The 13956-nt window shown below is 44.6% G+C and carries 12 protein-coding genes; 9 read left to right on the top strand and 3 right to left on the bottom strand.

Annotated elements, in window-relative coordinates; all coding sequences use genetic code 11:
* The 4 genes from nqrE (at position 1) to nqrM (ending at position 3272) form a co-directional block, all read left to right on the top strand.
* On the top strand, positions 1-597 hold the full coding sequence (gene nqrE / locus R8O11_RS17090) for an NADH:ubiquinone reductase (Na(+)-transporting) subunit E (protein WP_005380270.1): 597 nt from the start codon (positions 1-3) through the stop codon (positions 595-597).
* A 33-nt stretch (positions 598-630) separates the two neighbouring features.
* On the top strand, positions 631-1854 hold the full coding sequence (gene nqrF, locus R8O11_RS17085) for an NADH:ubiquinone reductase (Na(+)-transporting) subunit F (protein WP_005380271.1): 1224 nt from the start codon (positions 631-633) through the stop codon (positions 1852-1854).
* A gap of 157 nt (positions 1855-2011) precedes the next feature.
* On the top strand, positions 2012-3016 hold the full coding sequence (locus tag R8O11_RS17080) for an FAD:protein FMN transferase (protein ID WP_005380272.1): 1005 nt from the start codon (positions 2012-2014) through the stop codon (positions 3014-3016).
* A gap of 22 nt (positions 3017-3038) precedes the next feature.
* The gene (nqrM, locus tag R8O11_RS17075) at positions 3039-3272 is read left to right on the top strand and encodes a (Na+)-NQR maturation NqrM (protein ID WP_005380273.1); all 234 of its coding nucleotides are present in this window, start codon (positions 3039-3041) and stop codon (positions 3270-3272) included.
* A gap of 158 nt (positions 3273-3430) precedes the next feature.
* On the opposite strand, the gene R8O11_RS17070 is transcribed toward nqrM, so the two are convergent.
* On the bottom strand, positions 3431-4648 hold the full coding sequence (locus tag R8O11_RS17070; RefSeq protein ID WP_005380276.1) for a response regulator: 1218 nt from the start codon (positions 4646-4648) through the stop codon (positions 3431-3433).
* Between the two features lie 187 nt (positions 4649-4835).
* Between R8O11_RS17070 and R8O11_RS17065 the strand changes: the two genes are divergently transcribed.
* Entirely contained in the window at positions 4836-5069 is a 234-nt protein-coding gene (locus tag R8O11_RS17065; RefSeq protein ID WP_005380277.1) for a DUF2789 domain-containing protein, read from the top strand.
* A gap of 76 nt (positions 5070-5145) precedes the next feature.
* A complete protein-coding gene (gene dinB / locus R8O11_RS17060) occupies positions 5146-6210 on the top strand; it encodes a DNA polymerase IV (RefSeq protein ID WP_025998728.1) in 1065 nt (354 codons plus the stop codon).
* Here the strand turns inward: dinB and R8O11_RS17055 are convergent.
* Positions 6207-8132, bottom strand: coding sequence for an ATP-dependent DNA helicase RecQ (locus tag R8O11_RS17055; protein ID WP_182038629.1), 1926 nt, complete (start codon positions 8130-8132; stop codon positions 6207-6209). The genes dinB and R8O11_RS17055 overlap by 4 nt on opposite strands.
* Before the next feature lie 76 nt (positions 8133-8208).
* On the opposite strand from R8O11_RS17055, the gene R8O11_RS17050 reads away from it, so the two are divergent.
* Positions 8209-8688: a GreA/GreB family elongation factor gene (locus tag R8O11_RS17050; RefSeq protein ID WP_005380280.1), complete on the top strand. Its 480-nt coding sequence runs from the start codon at positions 8209-8211 to the stop codon at positions 8686-8688.
* A 61-nt stretch (positions 8689-8749) separates the two neighbouring features.
* Entirely contained in the window at positions 8750-9493 is a 744-nt protein-coding gene (locus R8O11_RS17045; RefSeq protein WP_005380283.1) for a YggN family protein, read from the top strand.
* Between the two features lie 90 nt (positions 9494-9583).
* Here the strand turns inward: R8O11_RS17045 and R8O11_RS17040 are convergent, their stop codons facing one another.
* Positions 9584-12130, bottom strand: coding sequence for an Ig-like domain-containing protein (locus R8O11_RS17040; protein WP_225491511.1), 2547 nt, complete (start codon positions 12128-12130; stop codon positions 9584-9586).
* A gap of 378 nt (positions 12131-12508) precedes the next feature.
* On the opposite strand from R8O11_RS17040, the gene R8O11_RS17035 reads away from it, so the two are divergent.
* Positions 12509-13873 carry a sodium-dependent transporter gene (locus tag R8O11_RS17035; RefSeq protein ID WP_318194288.1) on the top strand — a complete coding sequence of 455 codons (1365 nt, stop codon included), beginning with the start codon at positions 12509-12511 and terminating at the stop codon, positions 13871-13873.
* The last annotated feature ends 83 nt before the right edge of the window (positions 13874-13956 follow it).

Below are 13956 nucleotides of genomic sequence, written 5' to 3'. Positions count from 1 at the left end.
ATGGAACATTACATTAGTCTGTTAGTTAAATCGATTTTCATCGAAAACATGGCTCTGTCTTTCTTCCTAGGTATGTGTACTTTCCTTGCCGTATCTAAGAAGGTTAAGACCTCTTTCGGCCTAGGTGTTGCAGTTGTGGTAGTACTGACTATCGCTGTTCCTGTGAATAACCTGGTATACAACCTAGTTCTGAGAGAGAACGCGTTAGTTGAGGGCGTGGACCTTAGCTTCCTAAACTTCATCACCTTTATCGGTGTAATTGCAGCACTTGTACAGATTCTAGAGATGGTCCTAGACCGTTTCTTCCCACCTTTGTACAACGCGCTAGGCATCTTCCTACCGCTGATCACAGTAAACTGTGCAATCTTCGGTGGTGTATCTTTCATGGTACAACGTGACTACAACTTTGCTGAATCGATCGTTTACGGTTTCGGCTCTGGTGTGGGCTGGATGCTAGCAATCGTTGCTCTTGCAGGTATCCGTGAGAAGATGAAGTACTCTGACGTACCTCCAGGTCTACGTGGTCTTGGTATCACATTTATCACTGTAGGTCTTATGGCGTTAGGCTTTATGTCTTTCTCTGGTGTTCAACTGTAAGTCGGGTAAACCGCAACAATTAAGGAATAGTCAATGGACATTATTCTTGGTGTAGTGATGTTTACTCTGATCGTACTTGCACTAGTACTAGTGATTCTTTTCGCTAAGTCTAAGCTTGTACCAACAGGTGACATTACAATTTCTGTGAACGATGACCCTTCTCTGGCGATCGTTACACAACCAGGTGGTAAGCTACTGAGTGCTCTAGCAGGTGCTGGCGTATTCGTATCTTCTGCTTGTGGTGGCGGTGGCTCATGTGGTCAGTGTCGCGTAAAAGTTAAATCAGGTGGTGGCGACATCCTACCAACCGAGCTTGACCATATTACTAAAGGTGAAGCGCGTGAAGGTGAGCGTCTAGCGTGTCAGGTTGCAATGAAAACTGACATGGATATCGAGCTTCCTGAAGAAATCTTCGGCGTTAAGAAGTGGGAATGTACTGTTATCTCTAACGATAACAAAGCGACATTCATCAAAGAGCTTAAGCTACAAATTCCAGATGGCGAATCAGTACCTTTCCGTGCTGGTGGTTACATCCAGATTGAAGCTCCTGCTCACCACGTGAAATACGCAGACTACGATATTCCTGAGGAATACCGTGAAGACTGGGAGAAGTTCAACCTTTTCCGCTACGAGTCTAAAGTTAATGAAGAGACCATTCGTGCATACTCTATGGCTAACTACCCAGAAGAGCACGGTATCATCATGCTTAACGTTCGTATCGCAACTCCGCCGCCGAACAACCCAGACGTACCACCAGGCATCATGTCTTCGTACATCTGGTCTCTAAAAGAAGGCGACAAGTGTACTATTTCTGGTCCATTTGGTGAGTTCTTTGCGAAAGATACAGATGCAGAAATGGTATTCGTTGGTGGTGGTGCTGGTATGGCTCCAATGCGCTCACACATCTTCGACCAACTTAAGCGTCTGCACTCTAAGCGTAAGATGTCTTTCTGGTACGGCGCACGTTCTAAGCGTGAAATGTTCTACGTAGAAGACTTCGATATGCTACAAGCTGAGAATGACAACTTCGTATGGCACTGTGCACTGTCTGATCCACTTCCAGAAGATAACTGGGATGGTTACACTGGCTTTATTCACAACGTTCTTTACGAGAACTACCTACGTGATCACGAAGCGCCAGAAGACTGTGAATACTACATGTGTGGTCCACCTATGATGAACGCTGCTGTAATCGGCATGCTAAAAGATCTAGGTGTAGAGGATGAAAACATCCTACTAGATGACTTCGGTGGTTAATTCCTCCAAGTGATTGAATCTATGGCTAGCTCTCCAAGAGAGCTAGCCATTATTTTTTATAGACATAAAACTGATACTCAACAGTTGATATAGGTAATCGGATTGAAAGGATTGATCCTATTTCCCATATCAATTCAACAACATTGGGAGTTAACAAGTGAAAAAGTGGCTTGTTGCATTTGCTTCTCTATTGATTTTGGCTGGCTGTGAGCAGCCTGCCGATCAAATTCATTTAAGTGGCCCTACCATGGGGACTTCTTACAACATCAAGTATATCGAGCAAGATGGTATTCCAACGCCAAAAGCGATGCAGACAGAAATTGATCGCTTATTGGAAGAGGTTAATGACCAAATGTCGACCTATCGTGACGACTCAGAGTTAAGTCGTTTTAATCAGCATCAAACGAGCGAGCCATTTACAGTTTCGACACAAACTGCAACGGTAGTGAAAGAAGCAATTCGCCTTAACGGTCTTACTTTAGGTGCATTGGATGTGACGGTCGGCCCTCTAGTTAACCTGTGGGGGTTTGGTCCAGAAGCTCGTCCAGATGTAGTTCCAACCGATGAAGAACTCGCTGCTCGCAAAGCAAATACCGGTATTCACCACCTATCTGTTGATGGTAATACACTGTCCAAAGACCTTCCTAACTTGTACGTCGACCTATCGACGATTGCGAAAGGTTGGGGGGTTGACGTGGTTGCTGACTACCTTCAATCTGAAGGGGTACAGAACTTTATGGTCGAAGTTGGCGGTGAAATGCGTCTCAAAGGTGTCAATCGTGAAGGTGTGCCTTGGCGTATCGCAATTGAAAAACCGACCGTTGATGAACGTTCAATTCAAGAAATTATTGAACCAGGCGACATGGCAATTGCAACAAGTGGTGACTATCGTAATTACTTTGAGAGTAATGGTGTGAGATACTCTCATATTATTAATCCACGAACAGGCAAACCAATTCATCATAAAGTGGTGTCTGTAACGGTATTAGATAAATCGTCGATGACTGCTGATGGTCTTGCAACTGGTCTTATGGTGCTAGGTGAAGACAAAGGCATGGCAATTGCGAACGAAAATAATATTCCTGTTTTCATGATTGTGAAAACGGAAGATGGTTTTAAAGAGTTGGCTTCGGAAGCATACAAGCCATTCATGAAGAAATAACAACAGAAGTGAGCATGTTTTTATGAATACATTTCTAATTACCTTTGCTGTGTTTGTCGCGGTAATCACTGCAATGGCTGTCGGATACATTTTCCAAAAGAAAGTCGTGAAAGGTAGCTGTGGTGGCTTAGGGGCAGTTGGCATCGAAAAAGTGTGTAATTGTCCAGAACCCTGCGATGCGCGTAAAAAACGTGAAGCGCGCGAGGCTGCGCGTGCTGAGAAATTGGCGGCGTGGGAAAAAGATAGAATTGCTTAGTATTGGTTAATCGTACTAAGAAAGTGATAAAGCTCAGCGTTCTGCTGAGCTTTATTTTTAGGCAGCTAACCAAAGCTCAGATGTCCGAGAAAGAGCCCAATACCGTGTTTTGTTGTTTCTTTCTCTCATGTTACAGAGCAAGACCACACTGATAGTCATTAGGACGAAGAAATGATTTGGTTACGTCCGTTCTCTTTGGCCATGTAAAGTCGCTCATCCGCCACTTTTATTTGTTGTTCCAGCTCCCCCTCGATGTTGCTTACACCAATACTCGCGGTCACAAGAATGTTTTTGTCCAAATAAGTTATTGGCGTTTTTTCTATGCGCTGTCTCATTTGTTCTAAGCGTGTTAGAAAGCCGTCATAGTCGCCACTGGCTTGAATACAAAACTCCTCGCCACCAAGCCTAGCGACAATATCATTTGGAAAATAGATTTTTAGAATATTCGCTATCATGACTAACACTGCATCGCCGCCCTCATGTCCGTGTGTATCATTTACTTGCTTAAAGAAATCGATATCAAGCATCGCGATGTTTCTTTGAGCGTTTTCTACATGGGGTTGCTCAAACAGAAAGCGGCGGTTCCATAAGCCCGTTAGCGCATCTTGATTTGCCATTTTAAACAGTTCAGATGTTGCGTCTTTGATATCTAACAGTTGGTGAATACGGCAAAAAAATTCTTCTTGATTAAATGGCTTGTATAAAAAGTCATTGGCCCCTGCTTTTAGAAACCTAGCCGTCATAGTCTTAGAGTTACTACCCGACAAGCCGAGAATGGCTAATTGATTTTTATCCCACTTCCGACGTAATTCACGCACCATAGTAATGCCATCTTTAACGGGCATATCATGGTCGGTTAAAACGAGAGTGATATCTGGATTTTGCTCGACAAGCTCTAGGGCTTTTTGCCCATTGTCAGCTTCCAACGTCTGAATATATTGATGCTCCAAAAGTTGGGCAATGTGTCTTCTTACGGTGTGTGAATCATCAACGACTAAACATTTGTGTTGTTGATTGTTGGTTAGTCGCTTGAGGAGTGGTAATAGATAGGAAACGGACGCCATGCTGTCTTTCAAAATATAGTCGAGGACACCTTTTGCAAGCATCTTTTCGCGAGTGTCTTCTTGAAATCGAGCCGTTAAAACAATGACACGATGACCATGTTCCAAAACGAGGTCAATAATCTCGCCATCTTGAGCATCCGGTAAACAATAGTCTAAAACCGCACAGAAGAGGTCCTGTGCTGAAGATAACAAGTTCTTTGCCTCCGCGTAGCTTTCTGCTGCGATGACCTCATAACCAGCTTGGCTTATTGTTTGGCAAAGAAAGTTTTTAAACGCACGACTATCTTCAACAACCAGAATCTTATTACTCAAGCGCAGTCCCCAAAATTAATTGTTTAAAATCAATGATAACTAAAATTAAACTTATCGCCATCAAAAAACACATGTCAACCAAAAGTAGAACAACTACCCAAATGTTTGACACGCATCCGTTAACATCACATCATTATTCCTGTCTTAGTTATATAATTATGTTTAGCTAACGTAGGGAGAAAGTAGTATGGAAATGCATCAACATGGTATGGCTGAGCTATTTCAACAACTGGGCCTCGGTAGCTCTCCTCAAGAAATGAAAGATTTTATTAATCAACATCGACACAAAAGAGATTCTGCGCCTTTACATGAAGCTAGCTTTTGGACGATGTCACAGGCGAACTTTCTAAAACAAGCCATCGAAGAAGATGCAGATTGGGCCGAATTGGTCGATCAATTGGACGTAATGCTTCGAGATTGACGTTCGCTTAAACACGCCCATTTCTCTTCAGGTAGATTTGATTTATACTGTTTTTTTGAACAGTGCTTTGATGGCTATGTCAGATCGAATTAGAAAAATTATTCATGTCGATATGGATTGTTTTTATGCTGCCGTAGAGATGAGAGATAACCCCAGTTACCGTGGCATTGCACTCGCTGTTGGCGGACATGAAAAGCAGCGTGGAGTGATTAGCACCTGTAATTATGATGCGCGTAAATATGGTGTTCGCAGTGCAATGTCAACGGCGCGCGCGCTGCAACTCTGTCCTCATTTGTTGGTTGTGCCCGGTAGAATGCATGTATACAAGCAAGTCTCTCAGCAGATTCGTGCTATTTTTGAGCGTTATACGCCTATCATTGAACCTCTCTCATTGGATGAAGCATACCTCGATGTCACGGACTCGACAGCTTGCCGTGGCTCCGCAACGTTGATCGCAGAGTCAATTCGCCGTGATATCTGGAGTGAACTTGGGTTGACGGCATCGGCGGGCATTGCTCCGATTAAGTTTCTTGCCAAGGTCGCGTCAGACATGAACAAGCCCAATGGTCAGTTTGTGATTCCGCCAGAGAAAGTCCAAGAGGTTATCGATAGTCTTCCGTTAGAGAATATTCCTGGCGTGGGAAAAGTGAGTCTTGAGAAGCTCCACCAAGCCGGTTTTTATCGATGTGAGGACATTAAAAACAGTGACTATCGAGAGTTGTTGAGGCAGTTTGGTCGTCAGGGTGCCTCCTTATGGCAGCGAAGCCATGGAATTGATAATCGAGAAGTCGTTGTTGAGCGCGAGAGAAAGTCCGTCGGTGTGGAAAGGACATTCAGCCAGAACATCGCAACCTATGGTGAATGTTGGCAAGTGATTGAGGAGAAACTTTATCCTGAACTCGAGAAACGTTTAGAGCGTGCAAGCCCAGATAAGTCGATTATTAAACAAGGTATTAAAGTCAAATTTGCCGATTTTCAACTGACAACAATTGAGCACATCCATCCGCAATTAGAGCTTGAGGACTTCAAGATCTTGCTAAGAGATATTCTTAAACGCCAAAATGGACGGGAAATTCGCCTTTTAGGCTTGAACGTGATGCTCAAGCCCGAAGACCAAGCGCGTCAATTGAGCTTTTTTTAGGCCCTTACCGTTTCTACCTGCGTTAATACCTGCTCAAAACTTACGTTTGCCATTGCACCATAACCTGCTAGCTTTGAGGCTTTTAGCTGGCTAATCAAAGGAGTGCTGATTCCGCACAAGAAGCGAGCAACGGCATCATTACTGATGGCCGATGGGGAAAGCTGAATAAACTCCTGCGCCCATATCGATACTTGAGATTGTTCAATATCTTCAGGTTCTGGTGCTGTGAATGTGGCGACGTGACCACGACACACGGAGCAGTGACCACATTGCTTTGGTGCATCGTGATCCGCAAAGTAGTTCGCCAATTGTGAGCTCAAACAGTGCTCGGACTGGAACAAGTGCAGCATGGTGTGGATTCTTTCGATATCTTTGCTTTCTTTGGATTGGAACAGTTCAGACAGTTGTTGGATTAAAACATCCGAGCTCTGTTTGGTTGGCATAACTGAGTACACGTCCGTCAGTTGTTTGCTCTCTAGTTCTATCCAGCCGTTCTGGTGAAAATAGTCGAGCGCTGCGACAACTCGGCTGCGTTCCGATTGATAGTTCATCCATAGCGCTTCTAGATCAACTTGGCACCACACTTTGGCTTTTTGTGAGCAGGAAAAAATAGCCTCCACAAATTGACGTCGCTCGCCTTGAAATTGATTCACAATAAATTGCTGATCGTGCAAAAACTTAAACCGATATTCCGCAAAGTAACTGTACTTTGCTTCAATGACGTTATGTAGCTCCAAATAAACCAACAAGGTTTTGAGTGGCAATTGGCGGATATTACTTTCACGCGACAAACGCAGTGGCACTACCTCCCATTGTGGAGCATGTTCTTTCGCTTGCTCGACTACATAGTTAATTGACGTAAATTCTGGTGTGTCACCATAGACAAAATTCTCCAACACCGTTAAGCCGGACGTATTGCCTAGCAGAATGCACTCAGAGCGTTGCCCGTCCCTGCCTGCACGTCCAATCTCTTGTGCGTAGTTCTCGATTGATTTGGGTAAGTCGAAGTGAATGACGCGTCGAATATCAGATTTATCGACCCCCATACCAAATGCAATCGTTGCAACAATACAGTCAATTTGGCCATCCATGAACTGCTGTTGGATTTGTTCACGAACGTCGCTTTTCATGCCAGCGTGGTATGCGTGAGCGTTAATGCCAATATGGATTAATGACTTTGCTACTCGTTCTGCTGTTTGCTGCTGCGTCACGTATACGATGGTCGGAAGCTTAGGTGAAGAGGCGATGATCTCACTGAGCTGTTCTTGTTTCTTTGTTTCCTCACACGGGATCACCGAGATATCCAGATTAGAGCGGTAGAAGCCTGTAACGGTAATATGTTCACTGGCAATATCGAACTTTTTTTGCATGTCTTCAATAACTGCAGGCGTTGCCGTTGCGGTGAGAAGTAAAGACTGTGGGATGTTCAGTTCACGTTGATATTGCGGTAGTTTGAGATAATCTGGACGAAAGTTATGCCCCCATTCGGAAATACAGTGCGCTTCATCAATGACCATCAAAGAAATCGGTACTTGGCGAATGAATTCACGAAAACGCTCATTTTTTAGTCGCTCAACAGAAATCATCAAGATTTTGATTTGTCCATTCTTCACGCCAGCCATGACCTGTTGTGCTTCTTCTCTACTTTGACTGCTATCGATAGAAGCGGCCGCGATTCCTTTACTTTGTAAAAAGCTCAGTTGATCCTTCATTAACGCCAACAACGGAGAGATCACCAACGTAAGGTTGGGTAATATGGTTGCAGGTAGTTGATAACAGAGTGACTTCCCCGAGCCTGTAGGAAAGATTGCCGCAGCAGAGTAACCATTCATAACGGCTTCAATAACGGGTTGCTGACCTTGGCGTAATGAGTCAAAACCAAATACAGATTGAAGTGTTTGATGCAGCGAGTCACTTTGCATAATAGGGAAACCTTTCTTTGATGGTAAACTTGGCTACATTAACACACCCCGAATACTAAACGCGCGTCCTAAAAGTATGAACAAAGCTGACTTAGTCCAAATTATCATCCAACATCTGGAAGAAAAACTTCAAGTTGCCCATTCATCGGCTCAGCGAGCTATCGATGCCGCCACAGATGAAGAAACTGTTCCCGAGCACAAGTACGATACATTGGCACTTGAAGCCGCGTATCTTGCTCATGGACAAGCCATGCGAATTCAAGATAGTGAAGAGGAGTTGCGTCAATATCGTTCTTTAGTGACTCGTAACTTTAAGAATGCGCCTGTTGGTGTTGGTGCTTACGTTGTTCTCGCAGATGAGAATTTGATCGAAAAGCACTTCTTTGTAGGCCCTTGCTCTGGTGGTTTGACTGTTCAATATCAGACTCTGGAAGTCTTTGTCTTAACAGCCAAATCTCCTCTGGGTCGAGCGTTGTTCGGGAAAGAAGAGGGTGATGAGGTTGACGTGAAAATAGGAGATAAAACAACTTGTTACGAAGTCGTGACGATTTGCTGACATCTCATGTATCACTCAGTGTTATGTTTAACACGAGTAATGTTAAATAAAAGAGAATGACATGAAAAAGCTTTTTACACTCTCATTGCTGATGGTCAGTGCTACTGGTTATGCAGCGCAGTGTCGTGTGGACATCAATAATGAAGTCCGTATGGATGGGCAAAGCTTGGAAATTCGCCAAACGACAGGTGATAAAGCTGTCGTGGATGAGGATAACAACCTCTTCATCAAAGGTGAGCTAATTGAACTCAATGCCGACCAAAAAGCGGCAATTGAAGACTATCGCGAAAAAATGAACGCGTATATTCCACAAGCAAAGCAATTGGCGAGTGATGGTTTAGCGCTTGCGAATGATATTATTGATGATGTTGCGGAAAGCCTCGATGCACCTGGTGCGTTTGATAATGTAAAAGTCGCAGTAAAGGACTTTTTCGCTGATGTTGAATCACGTTACTACAAAGATGGTGATTTCATCCTGCCTGCGGAGAGTTTTGAGTCTATGACACAAGGGTGGACTGAAGACTTTGCAAAAGCACAAGAGATCTTCAATAAAGAGTTTTTAGCCAGTTCGTTGGATGCTTTATCGAAAAAAATGAAGGAAGAGGGAGGGATAAACCTCACTGCATTATCAGAGAGTATGGCTGAACTCAGCGCGAAAGTAGAAGAGCGTTTAGCCGAGCATTCGAAAGAGGTAGAACAACAAGCAGAAGACTTGTGCGATTCGCTGGATGACATGGCAGGGCAAGAAAACGATCTGTTGAAGAAAATCCCTGAGCTAAAAGATTACCGAGTATTTACGATTTAATTACTCATTAAAAAGCAAAAACTCGATGAGATAAAGAAAGAGAGCACTATTGTGCTCTCTTTGCGTTTTACTCGCTTATTCTTTGATAGCTTATTGCGCATTCATCTCGGTGAGTTTATCGCCGACAGGTTTTGAGAAGTTAAAGCCATCATGCTGATCCCAGTTGATAGACCATGTCATTACTCCTGCATAATTCGGGTAATGGTACGCTGGTTTAACGGTGCCACATGAAGTGCCTTTGGTTAAACAATCTAGTGCGTTGATAATATTCTGTGTTGGAGCCTGCCCTGAATTTGCCGAGCTAGGACCTGAAGGTAAACCGATTGCTACTTGATCATCGCGCAATGGTGCAAATTGAGTGCCGTCGGCCAACTCAAAACCTTCGATAAGCATTTTAGATTGCGCTACCATCATATCCACAGAGCCTTCTGGTGCACTGCCTGGCAGGTATGGGTTTGGCAAACCGCCGTTGTTATATAACTGGACGTGAAGCAAGTCGAGCGTGCTGCGTGTCTCGTTAATCACAGGGATGTACGCCCCCCAAATACCGCTGTAAGCCACATAACCACCTTGAACATAAGGGTGCTCAGGCGCCATGGTTAGGTACATATCTCCACCCATGTTTTGCTCTATTTGAAGCAAAGCACGACCAAGGCGAGCTTGAATTTGCGAGCCATGAACTAAGTTAGAACCACTCTCTAAATCCACATCTAGACCATCAAAGCCCCACTCAGCGATAAGACCTGTTAGGCTAGAGACAAAGTTGGCTTCATCTTGGTTGGTATTCAGCGTAATCGTGCCTTCTGCGCCGCCAAGAGAGAGAACAAACTTCTTACCTTTAGCTTGAAGCGCTGCCATGTCCTGCTTGAATTGTGTTGGATCGAGTGCTGGACAATCGCTGTAAATATCGCCTGAATATAGATTAAAGTGCACAGTGCCATCACTGTTGCGATCATTTTCAGCAAAGGCAATATCAATCACATCCCAAGCATCTGCCATATCTGCTAGACGAATTGGACAGCCCGCACCATTTACAAAATTGTGCCAGTAACCGATGAGTTTATGGCGTTTCTCTACTTGCTCAACCACCGTTATTGCTGCGGCGTCAGACAGTGCATTGCTTCCTGACAAATCCACAGCTTGGGCGCTAACTGTAAAGTTACCAAGTGCAGTTGGTGTCCAGTTGGCTGTGTAAGGTGCTGTGGTATCGGTTGCAACAATAGAGCCGTTGATCATGAAATCAACGTGTTTAATGCCTGAAGTTAAAGACGTTGCATCGGCGCTTAATGCGAGACTTTTGCCTAATCCGACGGTTTGACCGCTGCTTGGTGAAGTCAGAGAGACGACCAAATCTTTATCGCTGACTTCCACACCAACCAGGGACTCTGACGTGTTGTTATCATTATCGGTTGCGACGGCTTTAAGCTGGTTAGCGCCAATAAGTGTGGCGTTCCAAGTAACGGAATATGGCGCTTGAGTGGTGACCCCTAAGCTGGTGTTGTTCGCAAAAAACTCAACTTGCGTGACTGTGCCATCAGCATCGCTTGCGTTTGCCGTGATTTCGTTATTGCTGCCAGCGAGCACGACTTGTCCATCCGTTGGTGCCGTAATGGTAACTTGCGGTGGTGTCGAACAAGCACCTAGGCCACTCCAAGCATCTTGCCAGTATAGCCCTTCACCAGGCTCGTAAGCCCATGTCGCATCCGAGGAGCACCAACCAGCAACATCACAACGATATTTTTGGTTGAAGTGAGAAATCAGGTCGCCAGCTTGATAACTTGTGCCTGCCACATAAGGTACTGCATCTGCACATCCGCCCGTTCCGGTTTCTGAATTACTAATAACCAGCGCTACTTCTTGGCTCATCGTTGCGAGGTTTGTATCATCAGTCGCTTGTGCTTTGAACGAGTATGTACCTGGACTAGCGGTCCATTGATATTCGTAAGGTGCGCTAGTATCAATGGCGACAGATTGATTGTTTACGAAGAACTCAACTTGTGTGACCACACCATCAATATCGTCAGCTTGAGCGGCTACGGTTAGGTTATCGCCTACATTAAGCACTTCTGTGCCTACTGGGCTTGTCAATGAAATGCTTGGTGGCGGTAATTCGACTTGTGGTTGAACTTGGATAGAAATCGTCGTGGTGCTAACAGCTCCCTCATTATCTGTCGCAATTGCGGTCAATTGCGAGATCCCTTCAATAGCGGTCCAAGAAGCTTCGAATGGTGCTTGAGTTACCACAGCAACGGTTTGGTTGCCTGCAACAAACTCAATTTGTGTGATTTGGCCATCTTCGTCAGTTGCGTTGGCTAACAAAGTGATCGCACTGCCTTCGGGAATTTGTGCGTTGTTTATTGGAGAGGAGAACGACACCGTTGGTGATAAATTGTTGCTTCCACCATCACATTGCCCTAACGCTTTCCATGCTTCCCAAGATCCTGAGTTGGTCACGGGATCATTGCCTTGCGTCCAATATGCAGCCTCATAAGCGGCTCCTTGCGTTTTTACTAAAGCGCCCGATGTATAAGTCGCAGTGCTGTCCCAGTCGGGTAAACTTTGACAGTTATAGGCTTGAGCTTGGTAGCTGGCGCTGAGTGCTACAACCATCGCTCCGTGAAGTAGGGTGACCTTCATTTTCCTCTCCTTGAATCATGGGTATAAATGAGAACAGAGTAATAACTAGCTGATAAATAGACATTAGGGGGAAAAAGCGAAGCACAATATTCTGCTTTTCGACACAGTATCACGAGGAACAGTTCGTCCCTTACACCAGAGCTCATTATTTTTCGGCTCACTTCACGGCAGAAGGATTGGTAAAATTCAGCCACGTAAAACGAACAACAGTCGCGAGGCTTTTGAGCGATGAATATGAGATGTACGTTAAAATTTACAAGCTGAATGACTACAAATTGTTTCAACTGTCGAGGATTTAACCGAGGTGCTCTTGTTGAATAGTGAATATTGCTATAGTGTACTAGTTAGCTAGTTCAATGATATTTTTGTGTGAGTAGTATGACACAGCAAACCTCTTCTCAGCCTCGCGAGCATTTTGGCTCTCGTCTCGGGTTCATCTTAGCTGCCGCAGGTGCCGCAGTTGGCCTTGGCAATATTTGGGGCTTCCCAACTCAAGCAGCCAGTAATGGTGGCGGTGCTTTCCTGTTAGTTTATTTGGTGATGATTCTTATCGTCGCATTTCCGATGCTGGTGGTTGAAATGGCGATTGGTCGCCATGGTCAAGCCAACCCTGTAGACAGTATGCGTGCAATCACAGATAACCCTACCGGTAAAAAACTCGGCGGCATTGTGGGTTGGATTGGTTTAAGCGTACCAAGCGCTGTCTTAGCGTTTTATTCAATTGTTGGTGGTTGGTTGATCTGCTTTTTACTGGGTGCAATCACAGATCTAATAGGGTTAGAAGCTGCAACTCAATGGCTAAAGGGCTTTAGTGTTGAACGTAACTTGTTCGGAACCATTACTTTTTATGTACTGACGATTCTCATCGTACAAGGTGGCGTAAAACAAGGTATTGAGAAGTGGTCCACACGTTTGATGCCAGCATTGTTTGTTCTGTTTGCTCTGCTATTTGCTTACATCATGACGCAAAACGGTGCGATGGAAGGTCTGAAACATTACCTAGTGCCGGATTTTGAAAAGGTATGGGACCGCAAGTTGATTCTTGCTGCAATGGGACAGGGCTTCTTCTCGCTTACGATCGGTGGCTGTTCAATGCTGATTTATGGCTCTTACTTGAGTAAGAAAGAGAACCTACCAAAGATGGCGATGAACGTGACCATGGTAGATACTGCCGTTGCTTTCATTGCAGGATTAGTGGTGATGCCAGCGATGTTTGTGGCAATGCAAAAAGGCGTTCAGATCTATGCAGAAGATGGCTCTCTATTAAGCTCTGATACGTTGGTATTTACCGTATTGCCATTGATGTTTGATAGCTTAGGTTTGCTTGGTCAATTGTTCTCTATTGTGTTCTTCTTATTGCTGACGATTGCGGCGCTAACGTCCTCCATTTCAATGTTAGAGTGTCCAGTGGCTTTAGTGAGTGAGCGCTTCAATACTAAGCGCAGCGCAACGAGCTGGGTTTTAGGTGGTCTCATTGCCTTGTTCAGTGTGGTGATTGTTTATAACTTTGGCGCTCTGTTTGGTATGGTCGCGACGGTTGCTACTCAGTATCTACAACCAACCGCTGCGCTCTTATTCTGCTTATTTGGTGGTTGGGTATGGAATCGCAACTCAAAAATCAAAGAGCTTGAGCAAGGTTGCCCGGAGTTTACGCAAGGTTGGTTTGGTAAGTTATGGCCTGCGTATGTGAAGTTTGTATGTCCAATTCTTGTGGCGACAGTCATCTGGGCTTCATTTGGCTAACCGAGACGCCTATCGAATAAAAGAAAAGGGCTTGATGGTAACTCATCAAGCCCTTTTTCATATTGGTTATTCTCGTTTCGGTT

It is taken from the genome of Vibrio sp. 1288, from assembly GCF_033344475.1.
Note: the sequence above shows the minus strand (reverse complement) of the source record. Positions and strands in the feature narration are given on the sequence as shown.